Genomic DNA, 25,623 nt, shown 5'->3' on the forward strand with positions numbered 1-25,623 from the left:
CACTTTCTCCTACATAAAATTGGTTCTAGATTCGTGCCGTCATCCATTCAATCCATAGGACAGCTGGCATAAATATGACTTGCCCCAGAATCGTGCCTGCTAGACGAGACATCATCATGAGCCCATAAACCTTGCCAAGTCGATCCTGATCTTCTTCATTTCGAAGTGCGCGATCAGTAAGCAGCGCAATCTGTGGATCAATCAGCACGGTCATAATGATCGTGGCAATCCCATTAATGAGTCCCGAAGACTGTGATGCAGCGATACCGGATACCGCGATGAATGAAGCATAAAGTGCTGCTAATACCCCGACAGTATAGATCGAAGTCACAACACAGTTCAGCAATAACAACCGCTTCGGAACATTATAGATTCGCAAGGCTCTCAGCATCTTCAGTGTCGGTCTTCGAAGATGCGTACGAGCGTGCTTCAGCTTGTCCAGCGATACACTTGTAAGCATCTTCGGGATCGATCCTGACACCTCTAAGTGGGAAATCATGCGACCCGCAAGAAATACGACGGATGGGAATAACAGCATGGCGAGCACCGTGCCAATGGATGCGGAACCGATAATCAGACGGAAATATTTCTCCAGCGGAAAGCCTGCGTTCTGTTTGGCATAATCAATCATCTTCCCGACCATGACACCTTGCAGCATGTTCGACGTGCGTGCGACGAGGACGATCATCCCTGATAGGGTTAGTGAAACCGCCAATTTACCTGTTCGCACACCTGCGAACCGAACGGCATAAGACAATGTCTCAGAGGTATGTATAATCATCGTGAGCAGCGAGACAATCAGTAGTTGTTGCAGCATCAATTCGCCTCCAATGCACACAGCACAACCCACCATCGAAGGTTCTGCGAGGTGGGTTGTGCTGTGTAAATGCGCTAGTCATAAACATGTATCCACCGAGAGATTGCACGCTCTCATTGTACCACTTTTTACCAAGGATGATAAGATCGTATGTTCTGACAAAATGTATTCTTTTTTGCACAATGATGTCTAAGGGATGACGGAGATGAAATGCTCCACGACTGGAAACGGATCATAATAATGATGCAATAACGCCTTCCATGTTTGATACGCTTCCGAGCCCCGGAATCCGACCGTGTGATCTTCGAGCGTCTCCCAGCGTACGAGCAGGATATATTTATGCTCATCTTCAAGACATTTCTGCAATTCATGGTTCACGTACCCCTGCATGCTTGATATGATCTTTGAAGCTTCACGAAAGCTTGCTTCGAACGATTGCGCCAAATCTGGCTTCACTTGCAGCATTGCCACTTCGAGTATCATGATCTTGTGCTCTCCCTTCGGTACATTTTTCTTGTAGTATAGGAAGAGCACCCCTCCACCCTAAGGCAGCACGGGATGCTCTTGTCGCTCAGACATTATTTGGCTGGTGTCGCAGCTGGATCTTTTTTAGCCATCTTGTCTAGTGTATTCGTAATCTTTGCTTTATCGCGCAGTCCTTGAATGTACTCGCTCGACATCTCGGAAATTTTCTGCTTGGTCAATTGCTCTTTAATCTCCACTTTTTTATCATCAAGCGTCGGGTTAATCGCTTCTTTCTTTTCCGTTACTTTAATGATGTGATATCCGTAATCCGACTTCACTGGCTCACTGATCTCGCCTACTTTGAGTTTGAATGCAGCTTCTTCGAATTCAGGCACCATCTGACCTTTGCCGAAGAAGTTCAGATCCCCGCCGTTCGCCTTCGAACCGGTGTCTGTCGATTTCTCTTTGGCAAGCGTTGCAAAATCGGCTCCGCCTTTTAATTCCTTCTCAATCGCATCCGCTTCTTCCTTCGTCTTCACGAGGATATGGGAGGCACGTACTTGCTCAGGCGTAGACATCGAAGCTTTGTTGGCTTCATAATAATCTTTGACCTCCTGGTCTGTGACACTCACCTTCGGAGTCAATAATTTCGTTAATTGCACTTGCGGAACCATTTCCTTGCGCAGCGCCTCGAGGGTTAAGTTATACTGCGTAAGCATTTGATTGAAGCCTTCCTCACTGCCGTAGGATTTCTTAATATTCTCGACTTCCTTATCGATATCGGCTTCGGAGACGGTAATCTTCTCTTTCTTCGCCTCTTGGCCGACCACCTCGTACATGATCAGACTATTCACCGTCGACGTACCGCCTGCTTCCAGCATGGCGTCATAGAGCTGATCTTTGGTAATATCAGCACCGTTGACGGATGCAACGACGGACTTGCCCTTATCAAGCGGCGGCTTCAACGTCACGAATACAAGACCGATGAGTAGAACCGCTGAGATCACCATCCAGACCGGCGTCATATTCTTTCTCGGCGATACAGGTGCTGCCGCGATGGCTTGATGCTCAGTTGGGGATGCAGATGCGGCAACTTGCTCCGATGTAAATTCCTCATCTTGCACTTCCGACGGTTGTACCAGATTTTCGTCCGATTCAAGCGCTTGTTCCTGCTGCTGCCCTTCTATCTGTTCAACCTCAGGATGGGCTTGTCCAGCAACCACCTCAGCCTCTTCATGTGCAGATGTGTTCTCTGACCCCTCTGAAGATCCCGATGCAGCTACCTCCTCTTCCGTCAGATTCTTCTTTTCTTTATTTTCCACGTCATAACTCCCTTTCAGCTTTCATGGTATGAGTATACTTTCCACACACTATACCAGAACACCTTTTTACAAACCTTAATCTTAGATAAAAAACCAATGGTATTCCTTAATGAAGCTTTAAGGTTTACGATTTCCGATTTGTAACACGCCGCCACATCTATTATGATAAAGATCATAGTAATCCTTATTGAAACGGAGTGAAAAATAGCCATGTCAGCTGCAACGAATCAAGCATTAGCGACTTTTGCCGGCGGGTGCTTCTGGTGTATGGTATCCCCCTTTGATGAAATGCCCGGCATTCATCAGGTCGTATCCGGATACACAGGCGGGCATACCGTAAACCCAACCTACAAGGAAGTCTGTTCCGAGACGACAGGTCATTACGAAGCCGTCCAAATTACGTTCGACCCTGCGATCTTCCCGTATACGAAGCTGCTTGAATTGTTCTGGCAGCAGATAGACCCAACAGATGCAGGCGGACAGTTCTATGATCGCGGCCAATCATATCAGACGGCAATCTTCTATCACACGGAGGAACAACGCGAACAAGCCGAAGCATCGAAGCAAGCGCTAGAGATGAGCGGACGATTCGATAAGCCTATTGTCACGGAAATTCTACCAGCTGCTGCGTTCTATCCAGCCGAAGATTATCATCAAGGCTATTACCGGACGAACCCTTCGCATTACAAGCGGTACCGCACCGGATCAGGTCGCGATGCTTACATTACGAAGCATTGGGGAAAGACCTTCAATCAAGAAGAACTTCGGGCGAAGCTTACGCCTATTCAGTATGAAGTCACGCAAAACAGCGGCACGGAGCCGCCGTTCCGCAATGAATTCTGGGACCATCATGGTGAAGGAATCTACGTCGACATCGTCTCCGGCGAACCGCTATTCAGCTCGCTCGACAAATTCGATTCCGGATGCGGTTGGCCGAGCTTCACGAAGCCGCTTCGCGCCCATCAAGTCATTGAGAAAGTCGATATGAGCCACTTCATGATCCGTACAGAAGTACGAAGCAAAGAGGCTGACTCCCATCTTGGTCATGTGTTCAATGATGGACCCGGCGAGAATGGTCTTCGCTATTGCATCAATTCTGCTGCCCTTCGGTTCATTCCTGTCGATCGACTGGAAGAGGAAGGCTACGGGATCTATCGAAGTCTGTTCAAGTCATAACGTCACCGAATTGTTCTGATCAAACATGAAACGCCGAACTCCAGCCCCTTAACGAGCGGATTTCGGCGTTTCGCTTTATACAGTCGGCATGAAAAACTTGATCTCCTCTCCCTCGCAATCGATCGTTAAATTACGGCCTTCGAGGAACCATACATCCTGCTCTTCCATATAGAAGGTAATCTGATCCTCCATAATCATAAGTCCTGCTGCCATCGGTCGATCATGCTGGATCCCCAGCCAATATGGCCCCATGTCACTCATGCCGCAATAACGAACAAAAATACGAACGACATCCCCTCGTGCAAATCCCCATTCCTTTTGAAAACATTCTACAGCGGATGATGTCACTTGCAGCTTCATCGATTACCCTCCTCAATTTCAATGACCTTATCGTTATATATTCAAGATGTAAGCGGTTAAACCCAACATTTTCATAAAATTGCCACGGATATTGCATACAGATCTCCGATTAGAGGGTACACTGAATGGGGACCTATGCCCTTTTTTATACCTATGATTGACAATCATTAATTTTTCTGAGAAATGGAAGTGTTACGGATGAATGAACATCAACAACGTGTTACGCGCGTCGCCTTGATTGGCTCCGGATTCGTCGGCGCAAGCTATGCTTTTGCATTACTGAATCAAGGCATTACAACAGAACTTGTCATTATCGATAAGAATGAGTATAAAGCGGAAGGGGATGCGATGGACCTGAACCATGGGATTCCGTTCGCACCTTATATGAAAATATGGGCAGGAGATTTTGAGGATTGCCGCACAGCGGATCTTGTCGTTATCACGGCTGGAGCGAACCAAGCCCCGGGTGAGACTCGGCTTGACCTGATCAATAAGAATGCTTCGATCTTCAAAGGCATTGTTGACGGCGTCATGAAGAGTGGTTTCCAAGGGATCTTCCTCGTGGCGACCAATCCCGTCGACGTCCTGACCTATGTGACGCAGCAGTATTCTGGATTGCCAGCTGGCCGTGTATTCGGTTCAGGAACGATCCTCGATACTGCTCGTCTGCGTTTCTTGCTCGGACAAGAGTTCGACATTGATCCGCGCAGTGTGCACGCCTATGTCATGGGTGAGCATGGGGATACGGAACTGCCAATCTGGAGCAACACGAATATCGGGGGCAGATCGCTGCGTGACTATCAGCAGAAGCAAGGCTTCCCGACCCAAGAGAAGCTGGACGAGATCTTCGTCAACGTCCGCGATGCAGCTTATCAAATTATCGAGCGTAAGGGTGCTACCTATTACGGGATCGCAATGGGACTTGCTCGCTTAACCAAAGCCATCCTGTGGAATGAAAACGCCGTTCTTTCGGTATCGACGCTCCTGACAGGACAATATGGACTAAATGATGTATACCTTGGCGTGCCGGCTGTCGTTAACCGCTCTGGCGTTAGAGAAGTCGTCGAACTTAAATTAGCCGAGGATGAGCTTCAGAAGCTGCATCACTCGGCCAATATTCTTAAACAGGCAATTCAATCCATTAAGCATTAAACATATTTAGGCAAATAATCTCCATGGGCCTCAATCAGTTCATCACACATCGCGATGATATCATCCATCGACAGCTCTGCTGCTGTATGCGGATCCAGCATTGCGGCGTGGTAGATGTGCTCTTTGCGGCCCGTCATTGCAGCTTCGATCGTCAAGAGCTGTGTATTGATATTCGTACGGTTCAATGCCGCACATTGCGGTGGAAGATCCCCCACATACGTAGGCGTTACCCCATTACGATCCACAAGACATGGCACCTCAACGCAAGCCTCGCGCGGCAAGTTCGTAATCAATCCCGTATTCATCACGTTACCGCCAATTCGGAACGGCTTATCCGTCTCAATCGCTTCCATGATGTGTGACGCGTATTCATGTGTACGTTTATGCGTTAGATCGTTATTATTCACGAGCGAATCGCGCATTCTTTTCCAACCTTCGATTTGCTCGATGCAACGGCGCGGATACTCGTCTAACGGAATGTTGAATCGCTCGATTAATTCTGGATAATTGCGTTTGATGAAGTACGGATGGTACTCCGCATTATGCTCCGATGATTCTGTGATATAGTAGCCGAATTTCAGCATCATTTCATAACGAACCTTATCATGATGGCTCTCTTGTTGCTTCAATGCCGCAAGACGTTTGATTTCTGGGTACAGGTCTTCTCCATCCTTCGTTACGTTCAGCAGCCATGCCATATGGTTAATACCCGCGATTTGATACTTCACACCTTCTGGATTCAGGCCTAAGTCATGGAACAAGCCCGGTACACATACTTGAACACTGTGGCACAGGCCTACCGTCTTAATACCCCCATACGTATTCATGACATTGGTTAACACGGCCATCGGGTTCGTGTAGTTCATGAACAACGCATCTGGACATACTTCCTGCATATCCCGAGCAAAATCGAGCATCACCGGAATGGTGCGCAGATTACGGAAAATCCCGCCAATACCTACAGTATCCGCAATCGTCTGACGTAAGCCGTATTTCTTCGGAATTTCAAAATCCGTAATCGTACAAGGGTCATATCCGCCCACCTGAATCGCATTCGCAACGTACTTCGCCCCACGAAGCGCCTCTTTACGATCCGTGTAAGCTACGATTCTGCACGTGCTTCCAAGCGTATTTTTAAGATTGTTCAGCATTTTCTCCGAATCTCTAAGACGCTCCATATCAATATCAAACAAGGCAATTTCGAATCCTTGAAGCGCTGGGGTCATCATGCTATCGCCTAGCACATTTTTGGCAAATACTGTACTTCCCGCACCGAGAAATGTAATCTTCGACATCTGTTTCCGCCTCCATCAGGTTCATCTATCAGAGCCCTCAATCACTTGGCCCTCTTGTATTCAACTATACTCAGCCCAAGATGCTTGCACTATGGAAGGAAACAACATGAATATGGAGAAATGCAATATTTTACCGATTATCTACTCTTCACGAGCATCTGTACCGCTTCCTGGATCACATCGTCCGGATTATTGCCTTTGGTGAGTTCTTCCTTCACGCATTCTGCTAGATTCGTGCCTACGACAAGACCAATGGTACGGTCTACCGCTGTGCGGATCGCTGAGAGCTGCGTAATGACTTCCCGGCAGTCCTTCTCATTCTCCATCATGCGCAGTACGCCTTGGACCTGTCCTTCAATTCTTCGCAATCGATTGCGCATTTGATCCGTATATTCCATCCCTGTTCTACTCCTCACATTAAATAAATAGATTGAGTCCCGCGTCCTCCGCATCACCAAGATAGGTAGCCACGCCGCCGTATTCAACGCCATCGATCAGTTCTTCTGCTTTGATGCCCATAATGTCCATGCTCATCGTACAAGCCACGAGCTTCACGCCTACGTCGATCGCATTTTTCATTAGCGTCTCCAAAGAATCGACATTTTTACGTCCCATCGCATATTGAATCATTTTCGCGCCCATGCCGCCCATGTTCATCTTCGACAATGGCAATGCTTTCGGTCCTTTCGGCATCATCATGCCGAACATCTTCTCCATCATGTCCTTATCTACCGCCACATCGCTTGGTCCGGATTTGCGCAGCACATTCAGGCCCCAGAAGGTAAAGAACATCGTCACCGGTTTACCCATGGCCGCCGCCCCAGTCGCAATGATGAACGAGGCAATCGTCTTATCCAAATCCCCGCTGAACACGACCAACGTTGCGCCATTTTTCGATGGGCCTGATTGCTGGGCTACAGTTTCCGTTTTTGCAGCTGTTCCCTTCTGGATGAGCACACGGCATACTTTATTCTCGAATGTCGATTCGAGCAGCGTATTCCCTGTTTTCTCGCACCATGAAGCAATATCACTGCTGAACCCTGGATCTGTCGCGGAGACTTCGGCAACCTCGCCATCTTTCATTTTACTCATCGTCTGGTAGACCTGTAAAATCGGCCCCGGACACTGAAGACCGCAAGCGTCAACCGTCACCTGAATCGTGCGGGGTTGCTCGGCTGTTTGCTCCGTCGTCTCTCTTGCAGCGGCCACGGTTGGTTCCGCTTCGGCGACGAGGGTCTCCCCCTGCTGTTTACGCTTCTCCATCTCTGCTCGCTCCCTCCGGATCACACTATAAGTCTTGTATCCGCCGTCCACATTTTTCACCTGACGACCATGCTCCGACAGAATCCGTGCCGCAAGATAACCGCGCAGCCCGACTTGGCAAGAGACATAGACCGTCTGATCCACCGGGATGTCCTGCATCCGATCACGCAATGCGCCGAGTGGAATATTGATCGTCCCTGGAATATAACCCGCTTCCCGCTCGATCGGTTCGCGAACATCAATCACGAGTCCGCCTTGTGCGATAATCTCATCGATCTCATGCCACTGCACCGTCTCGACTAGGCCATCGACGATATTGGAAGCGACATATCCGGCCATATTCACCGGATCTTTTGCGGATGAGAACGGTGGCGCATAGCTAAGCTCCAAATCTGGTAAATCGAGGACCGTTAAGCCGCCTTTGATGGCCGTTGCGATCACATCTATACGCTTATCCACCCCATCGGCTCCGACCGCTTGCGCGCCATAAATTTGGCCCGTTTCTTTGTTGAACACAAGCTTCAAGGAGATCGGAGAAGCGCCGGGATAATACCCTGCATGTGAGCTTGGGTGAACATGCACCACTTCATAATCGATCCCTAGCTTACGTAGTGTCTTCTCATTGCTTCCTGTCACGGCCGCTGTCAGATCAAATACCTTCACAATCGCTGTGCCGAGCGCACCAGCATATGCCGCCTTCTTGCCGTTGATATGATCTGCAACCAGTCGTCCTTGACGATTCGCGCCCCACGCGAGCGGCACCATCGTCTTAAACCCATGAATATAATCCTGTACTTCAACAGCATCGCCGATCGCATAAATACTCGAATCGCTCGTCTGCATCGATTCGTTCACCTGAATCGCACCGCGTACGCCGAGATCAAGCCCCGCGTCTCTTGCAAGCTGATTCTCCGGCGCTACGCCAATCGCAAGGATGATCATATCGGTGTGAATTCTTCTCCCACTCGTCAATTGAATCGTCTTGCCTTGTGCTCCAAATGATGCAACGCCATCTTCTAGAATAAGGTCAATGCCATGAGATGTCATATGCTGCTGGACAATCGCGGCCATCTCCACATCCAGCGGTGCCATGACCTGATTCTGCATTTCAATCAGCGCCACTTCAAGCCCGCGTTCGCGTAAATTCTCCGCCATCTCCACGCCGATGAATCCTCCGCCAATGACAACCGCATGCTTCGGCTGTTCTTGATCCACATAGGATTTGATCCGGTCTGTATCCGGGATGTTGCGAAGCGTGAACAAGGAAGCGCCTGCTTCTTCGATCCCTGGAATTTGCGGGCGAATCGGCTTCGCGCCTGGTGATAGAATCAGGAGGTCATAAGCCTCTTCGTAGGTCTCGCCTGTCATCACATGCCGCACCGAGACAGCTTTACGTTCCCGATGAATGGCTGTCACTTCGCTATAATTCCGAACATCCAAATTAAATTTCTTCGACATCCCTTCGACGGTCTGCACCAATAACTTCTTGCGATCCTTAATCACATCACCTATATAATAAGGCAGTCCGCAATTGGCGAACGAGATATGTTCTCCGCGCTCGAACATGATGATTTCATCCTGCTCACTGAGTCTACGCAGACGTGCTGCTGCACTCGCGCCTCCCGCTACGCCGCCTACAATAACGATCTTCTTCCCCATGATGTTAGCTCCTCTCTATTTCCCCTACAAAGGGTTGCTATTTCCAAGCGATTCATGACCTTTGTAGGAACCTCAAAATGTTTATTTAAAATACCCCACGGGGTATATTATACGACATAACCATTCCCAAGTCCAGTGACCTGTGGTAGGCTGTCCGTATGAGACTTTGTGAGAGGTGACATCTATGAATCGCGAGCCCTTCATCCGCATGGTAGTCAATCCTTACCCCGCGCCCGGCGAGTTGGAACCATTATTTAGCGGAGAGTCACAGACCGAGCCGCTCCACCACATGGGGCCAACGTTTATCGATTATTATCTCGTCCATTACGTCATTTCAGGGCGCGGAACATTTCTGCTTCGCGGACGAACCTATGAATTAAGTGCGGGAGACAGCTTTTTTATTTTCCCAAAAGAAATGTATAAATACCAAGCGGATGCCGAAGAACCTTGGCATTACTGCTGGATGGCCTTCCTCGGCACTGGCGTCGACCCGCTCTTGCAGCAACTGCAGATCACCCCACAGAATCCGATCGTACATACAGCAGATCACAGACGTATGGTTCCTTTATATCGCAAGCTATACAATACGTTGCAGCTAGGTGACCCTTTATGCGGGATGGAGAGTACAGGGTATATGAAGCTCATCTTCGCGTCATACGGACGATCCCAAGCAGCTTACAGCCATCTCCCGCCGCTGGATGCTAAGTCGGATATTGAACGCCAGGTGGAGCAGGCTGTAAGGTGGCTGACTTACCAATATGCTGAACAGGTATCCATCGAGCAAATGTCCCACGCATTAGGCTATAACCGAATTTACCTGTCCAAAATGTTCAAACAGATCATTGGGATGTCGCCTATGCAGTTCCTAACGAAAATTCGTATGGAACGTGCGCAATCCATTTTGGGTACGAAGCTTACGATTGATCAGATTGCTTCATCCGTCGGATTCAAGGATTCGCTGTATTTCTCGAAGCAGTATAAGAAGTTCCACGGCATCGCGCCATCCGAACATCGTGCACTTCTGCATAACAAATCCTAGAATGGAAGCTTGGACAAAAAAATGAAGCGGTCCGAAGTTCTTACAACTTCAGACCGCTTCTTCGATTACATCCATTTCCTAACGGGTTCGCCCCACTTGGAGCCGTGCCGGTGAAGACATCGGGTATTCAACAACTTCGCCATGATGACCATAATACAGCCGCATACTCGGCATTCCCTGCCCTCGAATTCCTGACAACGCTTGCAAGATTCGAGTCGATGATGATAGGTGTCATCATCGACCAAATGGAATGAATCTGAACGCTCGATTCTCTTAATCATGCGCTCAATCGATTCATCCGTTATCATTCGTGAATCGGTGCAACCTATGCAGTTCTCACTCATCCATAATCACCGCCTATCTTTCCATCGCGTGGGATTGGAAAGATTTTACGATAATTATGGATGATTGACAGTAATATTCCTCACAAAAGCGATATGAATTCTCTTACCCAATCCTATTCCCGGTCTAACAGCGCAGCGCCAGCAATGCCGGGGTGCGTCATTTCGAAAGGATCCAAGATGATATTCAACTCTTCTTCACTTAGCAGGTTGTGCTCTAGAATCAGGTCACGCACAGCTCTTCCCGTCTCGATCGCAAGACGTGCAATTCGCGCAGCCGCTTCATAGCCAAGGTGCGGATTCAAGGCGGTGATGATACCTACGCTGCGATCCACATAGTCCTTGCACTGCTCGACGTTCGCTTCAATGCCTTCCACACAATCTTTACGGAACACCTGGAAGACTTGATTCATGATGCGAAGGGACTGCAGCAGATTGAACACAAGAACAGGCTCCATGACGTTTAATTCAAGCTGACCCGCTTCCGATGCGAGGCAGATCGTATGGTCGTTACCAATCACTTGGAACGCCACTTGATTGACAACTTCGCACATGACGGGGTTCACTTTGCCCGGCATGATCGAAGAACCTGGTTGACGCGCTGGCAGTCGAATTTCGCCAAGCCCCGCGCGAGGTCCAGAGGCCATGAGACGCAGGTCATTTGCTACCTTAGACATGTTGATCATGCAAACCTTGAGCGCGGCGGATACTTCCGTATACGCATCCGTATTCTGCGTTGCATCAATCAGATCTTCCGCATTCTGCAGAGGCAGTCCGCTGATCGAAGCTAGACTCTCAACGACGCGCGTAATATAACGAGGATCAGCATTAAGTCCGGTTCCCACCGCTGTTGCGCCCATGTTCACTTCATAGAGATGCTGTCTTGTCTGACCGATCCGATGAATATCGCGCTGCAGTACTTTCGCATAAGCTGCGAATTCTTGCCCAAGACGAATCGGAACGCCATCTTGGAGATGCGTTCTGCCCATTTTGATCACATGATCGAATTCAGCAGATTTCTTCAAGAACGCTTCGCGCAGTTCTTCCATCGTAACGAGCAGCTTCTCGATGCAATTGAGTGTGGCAATATGAATGGCCGTAGGGAATGCGTCATTCGTCGATTGTGCCATATTCACATGCGTATTCGGGCTGATCGCGAGATAATCCCCTTTTTCCTTGCCCATCAGCTCCAGAGCGCGGTTCGCGATCACTTCATTCGCATTCATGTTAATCGATGTGCCTGCTCCGCCTTGGATCGGATCAACAACGAATTGTTCATGCAGCTTGCCGGTAAGAATCTCATCGGCTGCTTGTACGACATATTCTCCGATATGGACTGGCAACCGTTTAATCTCCATATTCGTAAGCGCCGCGGCTTTTTTCACCATCACGATCGCTTTAATTAATTCTTCATCCATGCGATATCCCGTAATCGGGAAGTTATCAATTGCGCGCGCTGTCTGAATGCCGTAATAGACGTTCGCCGGCACTTCCTTGGTGCCTAGAAAATCCTTCTCAAGACGTACTGCTTGTACCATCATTCATTCCCCCTGTTAGGTCAGAGCTATTATAGAACGGTTCCTGAAGCGGTGACGAATCGTTCGTAAGCGTTTACAGGACCATTATATCATATGAAAATATTAAATCTAGTAAGAACCCCAAACCTCCCAGTGCGCTTGGGATTCTACCATAATTCAAGTACAGTTTAAGCTTTCAATGTGCTGTGTTCCGAGTCATGCCGGATATCGATGCCACGTCGGTTGCCAAGCGTAAGCGAACTGATGCCGCTCGCTACCGCTAGAATTGCAAGCCCGATCATGAACGTCGAGATACCGAACCAATCCAGACAAGCCCCCGTCGCAAGCAGTGCAACTTGGAACATGATCCGGTCCAGCATACCGCGGAAAGAGAAGAATCTTCCTTGTGCTTCCTGCGGAATCTTAATCTGGAAGATCGTCGAGATCATCGGGAAGAAGAAAGCTACGGCGCAACCGAACACCGCAAATGATCCTAGTACCGCGAACCGGTTCTCGCTGAAGGACAACCCAATGAATGCTAATGCGAACAAGAACATGAACACATTGGAATACAACATTAAATTGCGGGTGCCGATTATTTTTTTCGCGAAAAGACTAATGACGAGAATGCTCGTGCCTTCTACCGTATAGATCCAGCCCATTAAATCCGGCGAATGCTGGATCGTGCTGAACTTAAGCACCAACAGGTTGAAGCCGCCTAGGAACAGCGTCAACACGCCTGCATTCATCAGCGCAATTAAAATCGCGGGCTCCTGCCGAATCATCGGAAAAATCTCCTTGAACTTCATCTTCTCTCGAATGCGCGCCGCTGATCCTTCAAGCCGCGGAATACGTATCCATGGGTTCAATGCCACAAGGATCACATAGAAAATGAGTGATAACAGATATAGCGTGAATAAATCGAACACGACCACCATCACGCCCGCCAGCGCCGTTCCCCCGATCCGTGCGATCGTCGAAATATTGAAATATACGCTGTTCGCTTTGAGCAGCTGATCCTTCGGTATGATCGCGGGCAGCGAAGCTTGAACCGCAGGCATATAAACCGTTGCGGCAAGCTGCATAATGACGACGGACAGCAGCATGAATGGTATCGATTGGAAATGCAGCGCCGCAAACATCGAGATCGGTGCCAAGCAGCGGAATACACTGGTGAACAAAAGGATTTTGCGTTTGTCGTACTTGTCGACCCACACGCCTGCCTGCGGAGAGATAAGCACTCCAATAAATAGGCCGACCATCAGGATAAGACTCTTACCAAAATCCGTTGGGACCAGATGCTGCATAAATTGCAAATTCGCGATTACACTAATCCATATGCCCGTTCCGGCAACGATCTCCCCCAGCATCAGAATCATAAACGTTCGATTACGTAATAACAATCGGTCTACCTCCTCTAGAAAAACATATTTCACCATTATATCACCATAACGGAGGAGGTCATGCGAACATGTATAGAATATTTAAACCGCCGTTAGCTGCTGTCCAGTCCCCGGTACTGTTCTTAAAGACGTTCAGCTCACGTCCTCTTCGCGCGTCACTTGCTGCAGCAGATTCGATGCCGCCAACGTCACGTCGCCAGCCATTGTAATCGCCGAGACTACCGCAACACCATCTGCCCCTGCATCCATAACAGCACCGGCTCGTTCTGCCGTGATCCCGCCGATTCCAACAATCGGAATCGTTATGCCTTGCGCTCGCAACGTGTGTATCAGCTTCGTTCCTTGCACAGCCTGGGCATCCAGCTTCGTAGATGTGGCATAAATCGGACCAATGCCGAGATAATCCGCCCCTTGATCCATGGCCTGCTGTGCTTCTTCAAGGTTATGCACGGACACGCCAATGATTCGGTCTCCGAGAAGCTTCCGAACCTCAGGCAGCGGGGCGTCGTCTTGACCAATATGTACGCCATCCGCCTGTAGAGCCGCGGCCCATTCGATATCATCATTCACGATCAATGGGATCCCATGCTGCCGGCATCGCTGCTGAACCTGCCGTGCAAATGCATCTCTTGCCTTGCCCCCTAATGCATTCGGCCCTTTCTCTCGCAATTGCAGTAATGTGATGCCCCCTGCAATCGCTTGCTCTACGACTTCTAATGCGTTGATCTTACAATTGGTGCTGCCCATGACCAAATACAGCTTCAAACATTCTCGAATAAGCTTCACGTCAGCTCTCATGCACGCACCAACTCTCCGAAAGCGAAATGATTCGTCGGTCCCTGCCCTTGGCCAATCCCGAAAGAATGCACAATGGCGGCTTGAATGAAAAATTTAGCGACGGAGACGGCATGCAGTAGATCTGTCCCTTTGGCTAGTTCCGCTGTTAAGGCTGCTGCGAAGGTACAACCCGTCCCATGGGTATGGCGCGTATCCACACGGTGAGAAGCGACTTCTGTGAAGTTCGAGCCATCATAGAACAGATCTACGACCTGACTGCCGCTTGACGCATCGTGTCCGCCTTTTAGTACAACGTGACGTGTCCCCATTTGAATCAAGGCTTTACAGGCATCTTTACGCTGCTCCATGTTGTGAATCGATAGCCCCGTTAACGTCTCCGCCTCCGGGATATTGGGAGTAATGACATAGGAGAGCGGGATCAGATCTGCTTGGAGTGCACGTACGGCCTCACTTCGCAGCAGCTCAGAACCGCCTTTCGCAATCATGACCGGATCTACGACCACATGCTTCCAGTCAAATTTGCGAATCTGCTCCGCAACCACGCGAATGATCTCTGAATCGAATAGCATGCCCGTCTTCACCGCATCGACACCTAGATCCGTGCCTACCGATTCGATCTGCTGTCGAACCGCATCGGGAGACATCGGATAGACCGCTTGCACGCCAAGCGTGTTCTGGGCTGTAATCGCCGTTATCGCAGTCATCCCATACACCTGCAGCTCTTGGAACGTCTTGAGGTCAGCCTGAATGCCCGCTCCACCGCCGCTGTCCGAACCTGCGATCGTTAATGCTTTTGCGATGGGTGAATGCTTAGTGAATCGATTTTTCATATGTGCTCCCAACCTTTCTTGCATACGAGATCGGGAGCGAAGGCTAATCGCGCAGCATGAACATAAGACTGGAGCACCCTTCTTATCGATGAGATAAAGGCGGTATCGTCTCCCCCAAAAAAACACTATGCGCGAGGGCATAGTGTTCTTCCGTACACATGTGTTCACTTCCTACGCTGGCATTACCCAACAGGTTCTAACGGTCTATGACGGATTAGTCATACTCTCAGCTTGCTTCCACAGGCTCCCGATCTGCATATGCGATTGTATAATCATTCATTCTTCATTGTTTACAATACGGTATCATCCACCGCATTCAGCCAATTTTCGATAACGTCAACCACGGATGCGACACATCCATCTTCGAATGGCGAGATCAGCTTCGCTTCCTCAACAAGCGCTAGGAAAGATTTGCTGCCACCTTGCTTACAGAGGTGCAAGTAATCCGACCAAGCCTGCTCCCGGTTCTCGTGCATCTTCTTCCAGAATTGGAATGCGCAGATTTGGGCGAGCGTGTAGTCGATATAGTAGAACGGTGAACGGAAGATATGGCCTTGCTGATGCCAGAATCCGCCGCGCTCCAGATAGTCTTGATCCTCATACTGACGATGCGGCAAATATTTGCGCTCAATGTCGCGCCAAGCCTGTTTACGTTCAGCAGGTGTTGCGTTCGGATTCTCATAGACGAAATGCTGGAATTCATCCACAGATACCCCATAAGGTATGAACAATAGCGCTTCCGCCAAATGATTGAACCGATATTTATCCGTATCTTCCTTGAAGAAATACTCCATCCATGGCCAGCAGAAGAACTCCATGCTCATTGAATGGATTTCGCAAGCTTCATATGTAGGGAAGGCATATTCCGGCGTCTCGTAATCACGGCTCTCGAAGACTTGGAACGCATGGCCGACTTCGTGCGTTAGTACATCGATATCATGCGAGGTTCCATTGAAGTTCGAGAAAATGAACGGTGAACGATAACCGCTGATATAGGTACAGTACCCCCCGCTTTGTTTGCCTTTCTTCGCAACAAGATCCATCAAACCCTTATCCATCATGAATTGGAAAAATTCATCCGTCTCCGGTGACAATTCCGCATACATTTTCGCGCCATTCGCAATAATCCATTCAGGATCGCCCTTCGGCGTTGCATTCCCGGATTTGAAGCTGAATTTATCATCATAGTAATGCAAGCGGTCGACGCCAATCCGATTCCGTTGACGTTCTTTGAGCTTCGTCGCGACAGGAACGATCTTCTCCTGCACCTGTTTGCGGAAGTTCGCCACCATCTCGGCATTATAGTCCGTACGGCTTAAGTTCGCGTAAGCCATTTCCACATAGTTGTTGAAACCTAGCTTATGCGCCATTTTGGTTCTTAGCTTCACCATCTCGTCATAGATCCGGTCAAATTCCGCTTCGTGCTCGGTAAAGTAAGCATACTTCGCTTCCGAAGCTCTACGGCGCATGTCACGGTCCGTGGAGAGCCCGAACGGAGCCAATTGCGATAGCGTACGCTCTTCCCCTTCGAATGGAATCCGTGCTGCAGCGATCAATTTCGAATATTCCGTTCCTAGCTTGTTCTCAGCTTGGAGGTCTTCAATAATGTCCGGATGGAATGTCTTCAGCGACAATTCTGCGAGCTGGAAGAGCTGACGCCCCCACTTCGCTTCTAATCCTTCACGGAATTGCGAATTCACGAGCGCACGATAATAATCAGTTATGTATTCTTGAATGACAGGACCTGTCTCGTCGATAAAGTCTTGCTCCGCCTTATAGAACTCGTCGTTCGTATCAATGGAATGGCGAATCATCACGAGCTCGAATTGCGTACTCACATCACTGCGCAGCTGATTGATTCTGCCGATTAACGCATCCTGTGCCTCCAGCGTTGTTGCCTCGTTAAATTCCTGGATCAGCGCCTTGAATTGCTCCTCAATCTTGGCCACATCCGGTCGTTCATAACGATACTCACTAAACTTCACACTGACACAACCTTTCGCTTAAAATGAATAAATTAGGAAATATCTTCTATTATACGATAAAAATCTAGTTCCTTCTAATATATATTTTTGTCGATAGATTCTTATACAGCACCTCGAATATCTATGCAAAAATAAATGTTTGACGGATTTGTTAACGCCTATTAAACTATGAATAATATTATTTACCAATGTAAGATTTTTGATTTTTTTTGCTCTATTACTTTATGGAGTAAAAGGGTAAAAGCGTTAATGAGACAAAAATAGAAAAGGGGTAATTGAAATGAAGAAAAAGCTAAGCTTGCTACTCATCATGTCCACTCTCCTTATCGCTCTTGCCGCTTGCGGTCAGAAGACTGCGAGTGATACTCCAGGTAGCGGAAGTACGACATCAGAAGGCGCTGCTAGCGACGGAAAGTCTTATACGATTGCGATCTCGCAGATTGTTGAGCATCCCTCGCTCGACGCAACGCGCGAAGGCTTCATCGCAGCGCTGAAAGACGCAGGAATCGTAGAGGGCACGAATTTGAAAATTGATTACAACAATGCACAGGGCGATAACACGAACAACTTGTCCATCGCACAGAAAATTGCTGGCGGGAAGAATGACCTTGTCTTCGCGATTGCCACACCATCCGCACTCGCTGTTGCGCAGCAAGTGAAAGAGACTCCGGTCGTATTCGCTGCTGTGACCGACCCGCTCAGCGCAAAGATCGTCAGTAACTTAGATCAACCGGGAGGCAATATTACCGGGGCATCCGATACGAATCCGGAAGCAACGACGAAGCTTGCCGATTTCATTGCAGCGAACTTCCCGAACATTAAGAACGTTGGACTTGTCATTAATGAAGGTGAGCCGAATGCCGTCGTCATGGCGAAGAAGGCAGAAGAAGAATTCAAGAAACACAATATCGGCCTCGTCAAAGCGGCTGTCACCAATACATCGGAAGTGAAACAAGCTGCGGAATCGTTAATCGGCCGTGTCGATGCGTTCTACATCACGCTAGATAATATGGTCGTAAGCGGCGTAGACGGTATTATTCAAGTAGCCAATGACAAGAAGCTTCCTTTCTTCTCCAGCGATCGCGATACGGTTGAGAAGGGCGCATTCGCTACCGTTGGCTTCAAGTATTTCGACCATGGTTACCAAGCAGGTCAAATGGCCGTCGACATTCTGAAGAACGGCAAAAAACCAGGCGAAATGAAAGTATCCATGCAAGAGAAGCTCGATCTGATCTTGAACTTGAAATCCGCTGCTGCGCAAGGCATTACCGTAACGGATGACATGAAGAAGGCCGTACAAGACCCTGAAAAAAATATTATTCAATAATGAACTTTCAAGTGGAGTGAACTTCAAGCGAGTTCACTCTTTTTTTCTAACTAACTTAGGAGGTTGTATGTATGGTAGATTCGTTAATCGGAGCGATAGAACTTGGTCTTCTATATGCTTTAATGGCTGTTGGCGTGTACATCACGTTCCGTATTCTCGATTTCCCCGATCTAACCGTAGACGGTAGCTTCGCAACGGGAGGCGCGATTGCAGCGGTCATGGTCTCACATGGATATTCGCCGATCTTGGCAACCATCGTAGCGCTGATTGGCGGGATGCTCGCTGGTGCATGTACAGGGCTGCTTCATACGAAAGGGAAAATTAACGGATTGTTATCCGGGATTCTCATGATGATTGCCCTCTACTCCATCAATATGCGCATTATGGGCCGACCGAACATTTCCTTGCTTGGATCGGATACCCTCTTCACTGGGAACCATCCATTGATCTTGATGCCTATCGTTGTCATTGTGGTGAAGCTGTTACTGGACTACTTCCTGCATACAGATCTCGGCCTTGCGCTTCGAGCAACAGGCGATAACGCACGCATGATCCGCAGTTTCGGTGCTCACACCGACAATACGACGATTCTAGGCCTCAGCATTTCCAATGGATTAGTCGCATTATCAGGCGCACTGATTGCGCAGCAATCCGGCTTCGCAGATATTTCAATGGGCGTTGGGATGATCGTTATCGGCCTTGCATCGGTGATTATCGGGGAAGCGATCTTCGGTGCAAGAACGGTATTCTGGGCGACACTCGCCGCAATCTTGGGATCTATTGTCTACCGGATTGTCGTTGCATTCGCTCTCCGCGTGGAATGGCTCGATGCTTCAGACTTGAAACTAATTACAGCGGTAATTGTTATTGTTGCTCTCTTCTTGCCATCCTTCCAGCGCTCTGTGCGGCAGAAGAATATTGCCAAGAGACGCGCAGCTGAATTATCAGCCATCGCAGCCAAGCAAGAAGGGGGTACACGCAATGCTTCAAATTTCTAACGTCTCCAAAATGTTTAATCCCGGAACACCGGATGAGAAAATTGCACTAACGAATATCCAGCTGCAGTTGAATCCCGGTGACTTCGTTACCGTCATTGGTAGTAATGGCGCAGGTAAATCCACGCTCATGAATATTATCTCCGGCGTGATGACCCCGGACTACGGTGACGTACGAATCAACGGTACAGCGGTTGCTCATCTTCCAGAATTCCGCCGCAGTCGCTGGATTGGCCGTGTATTCCAAGATCCAATGGCGGGAACAGCCCCGCGCATGACGATTGAGGAGAATCTTGCAATAGCCTATACGCGCGGCAAGTCTCGCGGTTTATCATTTGGTGTGAATAAGAAGAAACGTGAATTTTTCTACGAACAGCTTCAACGTTTGGGTATCGGACTCGAGAATCGCTTGCGCGCCAAAGTCGGGTTGCTGTCCGGCGGCGAGCGCCAAGCATTAAGTCTGCTGATGGCGACGTTCACGAAGCCGCAGATCCTGCTGCTCGATGAGCATACAGCGGCACTCGATCCATCGCGCGCCGAACTCATTACGACGCTCACGGAGAACATCGTTCGCGAGATGCAGCTCACGACGCTTATGGTGACGCATAATATGGATCAAGCCATTCGTCTCGGCAATCGACTCATCATGATGGATAAAGGTCGAATCATCATGGATGTAAGTGAAGAACGCAAGAAGACGCTCACTGTCCCGCAATTGCTCGGCGAATTCGAATTAATCAGCGGACAGGCACTCTCAGATGATCGCGTCGTCCTAGGGTAATACGTATGAAGCCCCTATCGCATCACGTATGCGATAGGGGCTTCTTTATTCCTACATAGCGTAGAACAGTATCGTTAGTATTGTCCAAGAAAGAACTGAATGGTCTTGTCCCAGAATCCTGGCAAATATTCATGCCCGAAATCCGGGAAGATCTCGACACGTTTCTTCGATGTTATTTTGTTGTAAGCAGCGAATTGCGTGGAAGGCGGACAAACCGTATCAACAAGTCCTACGGCCATCATCACTTCGCCTTGAATTCGATCAGCCAAATGTTGAAGATCTATGTACCCTAATTTCTTGAATATTTCCGTCTCCCGCTCATGTTGCGGATCAAACTTTCGGAAGTATGCTCGAAGCTCTTCATAAGCGTCCTTCGCCAAATCCATCTCCCAGACCCTTCGATAATCACATAAGAATGGATACATCGGCGCCAATTTCTTCACACGCGGTTCCAGTGCGGCACATGCGATGGTCAATGCTCCGCCTTGCGATCCACCGCAAGCGAACAATTGCTCCGGATCGCATTCTGGCAAATGCAAGGCAATACGTGCGAGCTGTGCAGTGTCCAGGTAAATATGCCGGAACAATAAATTGTCTGGATGATCGTCTAAACCGCGAATAATATGCCCATTGAGTGTATTCCCTTTCACACCGCCGACATCTTCGGATAATCCCCCTTGACCACGTACATCCATGGCAAGCACGGAGTAGCCGAGTGATACGAGCGCAAGCTTATCGGCCCAATCCCCGGCATTCCCGGTATATCCATGAAATTGGAGAACAACGGGATGTTTATCCGCAGCCTGCTTCGGACGCAGATACTTCGCGTGAATGCGGGCACCTCGCACGCCGTTGAAATACAAGTCAAAACATTCGGCGCCTGGTGTCTGGAATTGGCTCTGTACAAGCTCAGTTTCCGGATCGGTCGCACGCAGTTCCTTCAAGGCACGTTCCCAATAGGCGTCAAAATCATCGGGACGTGGATTGATTCCTTCATATTCGAATAATTGCTGTAACGGTAAGTCAATTAACGGCATATGGATCTTCCCTCCACCTCAATTATGATTGCGTTATCCAGATGGTAGGGTATCTGAGCAAGTCTGTCAATCTCTATTCATGCCCGCATCATGACAATTACGATTCGTATTTTTGCATAAGAATCACCGCATTATGGCCACCGAAGCCGAAGGAGTTCGACATCCCAATCCGTAGATTGGCTTCACGAGCAGCATTTGGGACATAATCCAGATCGCAAGCTGGATCGGGTTGATCCAAATTAATCGTTGGCGGGATGACCCCTTCCTGCAGCATCTTCACGAGGGCAATCGCTTCAACTCCGCCGGAAGCGCCAAACATATGACCAAGCATGGACTTGTTCGCCGTCACCGGTACGCGATATGCAGCTTCGCCGAATACCCGCTTAATCGCCGCCGTCTCAGAAATATCGCCAAGTTCGGTACTTGTCGCATGGGCGCTAATGACATCCACTTGCTCCGGCGTGATGCCAGCGTCACGGAGTGCCAGTGTCATTGCCCGTGAAGCGCCCAGTCCTTCGGGATGAGTCGCGACCATATGGTATGCATCCGAGGTTGCACCATAGCCAATAACTTCCCCATAGATCGTCGCATTTCGCTTCAATGCATGCGTAAGCGATTCGAGTACCAATATCCCGGCGCCCTCCCCCATAACAAACCCATCTCGCGCTTGATCGAATGGGCGGCTTGCTTGTTCAGGCGCATCGTTGCGCGTGGATAGAGCCGTCGCATTGCCGAAGCCTGCTAATGAAATTTCTGTGATTGCGGCCTCCGCCCCGCCTGCAATGATGACATCCGCTTCGCCTAAGCGAATCGAACGATATGCTTCGCCAATCGCTGTGTTGCCAATGGAACAAGCCGTTACAGGCGATAAGGTCGATCCTAACGCTTGATATTTCATACTGATGAGCGCCGCAGCCATATTCGTGATCATCATCGGGACTAACGTTGGACTAACACGCTCGGGTCCACGCTCCTGCAATACGCTGTCTTGTTGTAACAAAGTCTGTATGCCGCCAACACCAGAACCGACATAGACACCGAACCGTTCATGGTCGATGTGATTCATTTCCAGCCCTGCTTGTTCTACGGCTTGATCTGCCGCTGCGACCGCGAATTGACAGAAGCGATCCATCCGTCTTGCTTCCTTGCGCCCAAATAAAGCCTCTGCATCAAAGTCTACTACCTCTCCTGCAATTTTCGCTTTATGTCTTGCTGTATCAAATGACTGAATCGTTGAGATGCCAGATTTCCCTTGCACCATTGCTTGCCATAAGGTCTCGATATCATTCCCTAGCGGTGAAATTACGCCCATTCCTGTAATTACGACTCTCTCCATAGTGAGTGCCTCCTCTATTACAATTGTATTGACGTTATTTTTGCACAGGAGTTATCATATTACAAGTTGTAGTTTATCCTAGTATAATAAGTACCAGGTACTATGCTCAAGAATATGATATGAAGGGCGGAGTTCAGGATGAACCACCATGCACGACGACAAGCACTATCTGATTTTTTGACCAAACAACGAGCGAAAGTCCAACCCGAAGCGCTCGGATTGCCGCTCGGCACACGACGTAGAACCCCAGGCCTGCGAAGAGAAGAAGTCGCTCAACTGGCTGGTGTCAGTACCACATGGTACACCTGGCTGGAGCAAGGCCGCGATATCAAAGTATCCGCCTCGGTCTTGGATTGTGTCGCGACCGCACTGCGACTCACGAGCGATGAACGCAAGTATCTTTTCTCGCTTGCGCTCGATTCAGGCACGCCACAGATTCCGCTTACCGCAGAACAACCGGAGATCCCTCCTTCGTTGCAGCACATCCTGCAAGAGTTAACGCATTGCCCGACGATCATCTCAGACCGCCGGTTCCAAATCGTAGGCTGGAATGTTGCGGCAGCGCATGTATTTATTGATTTTCAATTGATTCCGCGAGAAGAGCGCAATCTCATTCAACTGCTATTCGCACGCAAGGAATTTAAGAGTCTAGCTGGCAATTGGTCCGAATTCGTCAATGGCTTCCTCTCGATCTTTCGAACGTATTATGGTCAATATGTTGATGACCCCTGGTACGAGCAATTTCTTCAAGACATGCAAGCCGCATATCCTGAATTCGAGCAGCTCTGGAATCAGAGTCAGGTCAGTTCAGCACCCGATGTTGTCATCGAATTTCGACATGCCAAAGCAGGCAAGATGCTATTCCATCTTACCTCCTTGCAGGTTCAAGGCGCACAGGACTTAAGGTGCAGTATCTATACACCCGCTCCAGAGTCCAATACCGAGATCAAACTACGTAAACTGATGCATCCGAAAGCTTCGCCCGCGGAAGCTGAATCGTAAATGCAAAATGCCCGTTGTTATGTTGTAAAGTAATATCGCCATCATGCAAGAGAGCAATATTTCTCGCGATCGACAACCCCAGTCCTGATCCGGATTGAATAGCATTCATACTCCTCGCCTGATCCGCTTTGTAGAATCGATCGAAGATATGCTGCTCTTGCTCGCTTGTCAGCGGTACTCCGTCGTTCTCAATGGTAATGAACACATAGGTAGGGTCCACATGGAACTTTGTCTGGATGACACCAGGTCGACGTGAGAACTTGAGCGCATTGAGCAGCAGATTATCCATAGCGCGAATGATTTTCTCTGGATCTGCAATGACATATTCGGGATGACTGCCGACCGTCCATCGCATGGCCACTTCATATTCTTCCGCGATCGGTTCGAATTCCGTAAGCAGCTGCTCCAACATTTCTCGAACATCCATAGGGGTTTTGTTCACCTTGACGTCATGAGAGGTCAGCCTTGTATATTCGAACAGATCCTCAACCAGATTTTGCAGCTGCGTTGCTTTTTTGTACGTATTCTGAACGAAACGTTCATGCTCTTCTTCATTCTGATACGATTTGTTCATCAACAAGCCTAGATATCCGATGATACTGGTGAGCGGCGTCCGTAGGTCGTGAGAAATTCCGGTGATGAGATCCATTTTTGATTTTTCCAACTCACGTTCTTTATTCTGCTGTTGGAGCAGTGCTTCTGCCATCTCATTAATGCGGTGGGCGACGGTGCCTAGCTCATCTTCACGGAGGACAGGAACACGGTAGTTCAGGTCTCCTTGCGATATCATTTTCAACCCCTCAGCCATCTGAAGAACATCGTGGACAATGGGACGTGTCATCGTGAAGAAGAGCAACATGAGTCCGCCGAAAAAAATGATCGGGTCAAGTACAAATAAAAAGCTTTTCAGGGGGAGAACCTGCGAGGCATATTGATAGATCGAGAAGAACATGAACAAAATAACGATGCTCAGAATGAACCGCCAAAGTATCGCGACACGGATGCTCTTCTTACCGCTAATACGGTCCCATAATTTATTGATCAATTTTGTAGCCAACCCCCCATACCGTCTTAATGTATACCGGGCTGCGGGGGTTCAGTTCAATCTTCTCGCGTAAATTACGGATATGGACCATCACCGTATTATCCGAGAATCCAGTTACTTCCTTCCAGACGAGCGCATAGATTCGGTCCACATTGAATACCTGACCACGGTGAGTAGCCAACAATTCCAGAATCGAGAATTCAATCGGCGTCAGGCTGACTTCCTGTCCTCTCACGGTGACTTGATGCTGCACTCGATCAATCGTAAGATCCTGTACTTGAATCACTTCGTCGCTATTCAGCGCCGAATTGGAAAGGGTTAGGCGTCGAAATTGGGCTTTGACACGCGCGAGCAGTTCGAGCGGATTGAACGGTTTGATCATATAATCATCCGCGCCTGAGGTTAGACCTGTTATTTTATCGATGTCCGCGTCTTTGGCCGATAACATAATGATCGGAATGCCAGAGGCCTCCCTAATCTTCATACAAGTAAGAATCCCATCCATACGGGGCATCATGACATCAAGAATCATCAGATGGACCCGTTCGTTTTTTAGCAGTTCCAGTGCGGCCACTCCATCAGCCGCCTCAATCACCTGATAACCTTCATTGCGAAGGTAAACATGGATGACATCCCGAATTTCGGGATCGTCATCGACTACGAGCACAGTTGGCATGA

At 48.9% G+C, this 25,623-nt stretch carries 24 protein-coding genes; 7 read left to right on the forward strand and 17 right to left on the reverse strand.

Annotated features, from left to right (window positions below):
• Positions 1-25: 25 nt before the first annotated feature.
• The 3 genes from GCU39_RS14105 to GCU39_RS14115 form a co-directional block, all read right to left on the reverse strand.
• On the reverse strand, positions 26-817 hold the full coding sequence (locus GCU39_RS14105) for a lipid II flippase Amj family protein (RefSeq protein ID WP_152394108.1): 792 nt from the start codon (positions 815-817) through the stop codon (positions 26-28).
• Positions 818-1,006: 189 nt separating this feature from the next.
• Positions 1,007-1,300, reverse strand: a complete 294-nt coding sequence (locus GCU39_RS14110) for an antibiotic biosynthesis monooxygenase family protein (RefSeq protein WP_152394109.1) — start codon at positions 1,298-1,300, stop codon at positions 1,007-1,009.
• Between the two features lie 95 nt (positions 1,301-1,395).
• Positions 1,396-2,604, reverse strand: coding sequence for a peptidylprolyl isomerase (locus GCU39_RS14115; protein WP_152394110.1), 1,209 nt, complete (start codon positions 2,602-2,604; stop codon positions 1,396-1,398).
• A 210-nt stretch (positions 2,605-2,814) separates the two neighbouring features.
• On the opposite strand from GCU39_RS14115, the gene msrB reads away from it, so the two are divergent.
• Positions 2,815-3,780: a peptide-methionine (R)-S-oxide reductase MsrB gene (msrB, locus tag GCU39_RS14120; RefSeq protein WP_152394111.1), complete on the forward strand. Its 966-nt coding sequence runs from the start codon at positions 2,815-2,817 to the stop codon at positions 3,778-3,780.
• A gap of 75 nt (positions 3,781-3,855) precedes the next feature.
• Here the strand turns inward: msrB and GCU39_RS14125 are convergent, their stop codons facing one another.
• On the reverse strand, positions 3,856-4,140 hold the full coding sequence (locus GCU39_RS14125; protein WP_152394112.1) for a HesB/YadR/YfhF family protein: 285 nt from the start codon (positions 4,138-4,140) through the stop codon (positions 3,856-3,858).
• A 198-nt stretch (positions 4,141-4,338) separates the two neighbouring features.
• On the opposite strand from GCU39_RS14125, the gene GCU39_RS14130 reads away from it, so the two are divergent.
• Positions 4,339-5,292, forward strand: coding sequence for an L-lactate dehydrogenase (locus GCU39_RS14130; RefSeq protein ID WP_152394113.1), 954 nt, complete (start codon positions 4,339-4,341; stop codon positions 5,290-5,292).
• On the opposite strand, the gene melA is transcribed toward GCU39_RS14130, so the two are convergent.
• From melA to cdr, 3 genes are all read right to left on the reverse strand, one after another.
• A complete protein-coding gene (gene melA / locus GCU39_RS14135) occupies positions 5,289-6,587 on the reverse strand; it encodes an alpha-glucosidase/alpha-galactosidase (protein ID WP_152394114.1) in 1,299 nt (432 codons plus the stop codon). The genes GCU39_RS14130 and melA overlap by 4 nt on opposite strands.
• 137 nt (positions 6,588-6,724) lie before the next feature.
• Positions 6,725-6,985 carry a metal-sensitive transcriptional regulator gene (locus tag GCU39_RS14140; RefSeq protein ID WP_152394115.1) on the reverse strand — a complete coding sequence of 87 codons (261 nt, stop codon included), beginning with the start codon at positions 6,983-6,985 and terminating at the stop codon, positions 6,725-6,727.
• Between the two features lie 19 nt (positions 6,986-7,004).
• Positions 7,005-9,509 carry a CoA-disulfide reductase gene (cdr, locus tag GCU39_RS14145; RefSeq protein WP_152394116.1) on the reverse strand — a complete coding sequence of 835 codons (2,505 nt, stop codon included), beginning with the start codon at positions 9,507-9,509 and terminating at the stop codon, positions 7,005-7,007.
• 184 nt (positions 9,510-9,693) lie between these two features.
• Here cdr and GCU39_RS14150 point away from each other — a divergent pair, with 184 nt between their 5' ends.
• Entirely contained in the window at positions 9,694-10,548 is an 855-nt protein-coding gene (locus tag GCU39_RS14150) for an AraC family transcriptional regulator (protein WP_152394117.1), read from the forward strand.
• 65 nt (positions 10,549-10,613) lie between these two features.
• Here the strand turns inward: GCU39_RS14150 and GCU39_RS32530 are convergent, their stop codons facing one another.
• The 6 genes from GCU39_RS32530 to GCU39_RS14175 all read right to left on the reverse strand — a co-directional run bounded on the left by GCU39_RS32530 (position 10,614) and on the right by GCU39_RS14175 (position 17,422).
• Positions 10,614-10,892: a DUF6171 family protein gene (locus tag GCU39_RS32530; RefSeq protein WP_227793571.1), complete on the reverse strand. Its 279-nt coding sequence runs from the start codon at positions 10,890-10,892 to the stop codon at positions 10,614-10,616.
• Between the two features lie 113 nt (positions 10,893-11,005).
• The gene (aspA, locus tag GCU39_RS14155) at positions 11,006-12,430 is read right to left on the reverse strand and encodes an aspartate ammonia-lyase (RefSeq protein WP_407671679.1); all 1,425 of its coding nucleotides are present in this window, start codon (positions 12,428-12,430) and stop codon (positions 11,006-11,008) included.
• 164 nt (positions 12,431-12,594) lie between these two features.
• On the reverse strand, positions 12,595-13,809 hold the full coding sequence (locus GCU39_RS14160; protein ID WP_227793572.1) for an MFS transporter: 1,215 nt from the start codon (positions 13,807-13,809) through the stop codon (positions 12,595-12,597).
• A 132-nt stretch (positions 13,810-13,941) separates the two neighbouring features.
• On the reverse strand, positions 13,942-14,607 hold the full coding sequence (gene thiE, locus GCU39_RS14165) for a thiamine phosphate synthase (RefSeq protein WP_152394119.1): 666 nt from the start codon (positions 14,605-14,607) through the stop codon (positions 13,942-13,944).
• Positions 14,604-15,437: a bifunctional hydroxymethylpyrimidine kinase/phosphomethylpyrimidine kinase gene (gene thiD / locus GCU39_RS14170; protein ID WP_152394120.1), complete on the reverse strand. Its 834-nt coding sequence runs from the start codon at positions 15,435-15,437 to the stop codon at positions 14,604-14,606. The genes thiE and thiD overlap by 4 nt, the downstream gene beginning before the upstream one ends.
• Positions 15,438-15,727: 290 nt before the next feature.
• Positions 15,728-17,422 (reverse strand): M3 family oligoendopeptidase, encoded by a 1,695-nt coding sequence (locus GCU39_RS14175; protein ID WP_152394121.1) that lies wholly within the window; start codon positions 17,420-17,422, stop codon positions 15,728-15,730.
• 280 nt (positions 17,423-17,702) lie between these two features.
• On the opposite strand from GCU39_RS14175, the gene GCU39_RS14180 reads away from it, so the two are divergent.
• The 3 genes from GCU39_RS14180 to GCU39_RS14190 all read left to right on the forward strand — a co-directional run bounded on the left by GCU39_RS14180 (position 17,703) and on the right by GCU39_RS14190 (position 20,525).
• A complete protein-coding gene (locus GCU39_RS14180; protein ID WP_152394122.1) occupies positions 17,703-18,749 on the forward strand; it encodes an ABC transporter substrate-binding protein in 1,047 nt (348 codons plus the stop codon).
• A gap of 71 nt (positions 18,750-18,820) precedes the next feature.
• A complete protein-coding gene (locus GCU39_RS14185; RefSeq protein WP_152394123.1) occupies positions 18,821-19,747 on the forward strand; it encodes an ABC transporter permease in 927 nt (308 codons plus the stop codon).
• The gene (locus tag GCU39_RS14190) at positions 19,731-20,525 is read left to right on the forward strand and encodes an ABC transporter ATP-binding protein (protein ID WP_152394124.1); all 795 of its coding nucleotides are present in this window, start codon (positions 19,731-19,733) and stop codon (positions 20,523-20,525) included. The genes GCU39_RS14185 and GCU39_RS14190 overlap by 17 nt, the downstream gene beginning before the upstream one ends.
• 74 nt (positions 20,526-20,599) lie before the next feature.
• Here the strand turns inward: GCU39_RS14190 and GCU39_RS14195 are convergent, their stop codons facing one another.
• Positions 20,600-21,562, reverse strand: a complete 963-nt coding sequence (locus GCU39_RS14195; protein ID WP_152394125.1) for an acetylxylan esterase — start codon at positions 21,560-21,562, stop codon at positions 20,600-20,602.
• A 97-nt stretch (positions 21,563-21,659) separates the two neighbouring features.
• Positions 21,660-22,898 carry a beta-ketoacyl-ACP synthase II gene (gene fabF / locus GCU39_RS14200; protein ID WP_152394126.1) on the reverse strand — a complete coding sequence of 413 codons (1,239 nt, stop codon included), beginning with the start codon at positions 22,896-22,898 and terminating at the stop codon, positions 21,660-21,662.
• Positions 22,899-23,036: 138 nt separating this feature from the next.
• Here fabF and GCU39_RS14205 point away from each other — a divergent pair, with 138 nt between their 5' ends.
• Entirely contained in the window at positions 23,037-23,900 is an 864-nt protein-coding gene (locus GCU39_RS14205; protein ID WP_152394127.1) for a helix-turn-helix transcriptional regulator, read from the forward strand.
• On the opposite strand, the gene GCU39_RS14210 is transcribed toward GCU39_RS14205, so the two are convergent.
• Entirely contained in the window at positions 23,845-24,945 is a 1,101-nt protein-coding gene (locus tag GCU39_RS14210; protein ID WP_152394128.1) for a sensor histidine kinase, read from the reverse strand. The genes GCU39_RS14205 and GCU39_RS14210 overlap by 56 nt on opposite strands.
• Positions 24,935-25,621 (reverse strand): response regulator transcription factor, encoded by a 687-nt coding sequence (locus GCU39_RS14215; RefSeq protein ID WP_152394129.1) that lies wholly within the window; start codon positions 25,619-25,621, stop codon positions 24,935-24,937. Before GCU39_RS14215 ends, GCU39_RS14210 begins: the two co-directional genes overlap by 11 nt.
• Positions 25,622-25,623: the final 2 nt, after the last annotated feature.

The sequence above is a fragment of the Paenibacillus guangzhouensis genome (assembly GCF_009363075.1).
GTDB lineage: Bacteria > Bacillota > Bacilli > Paenibacillales > Paenibacillaceae > Paenibacillus_K > Paenibacillus_K guangzhouensis.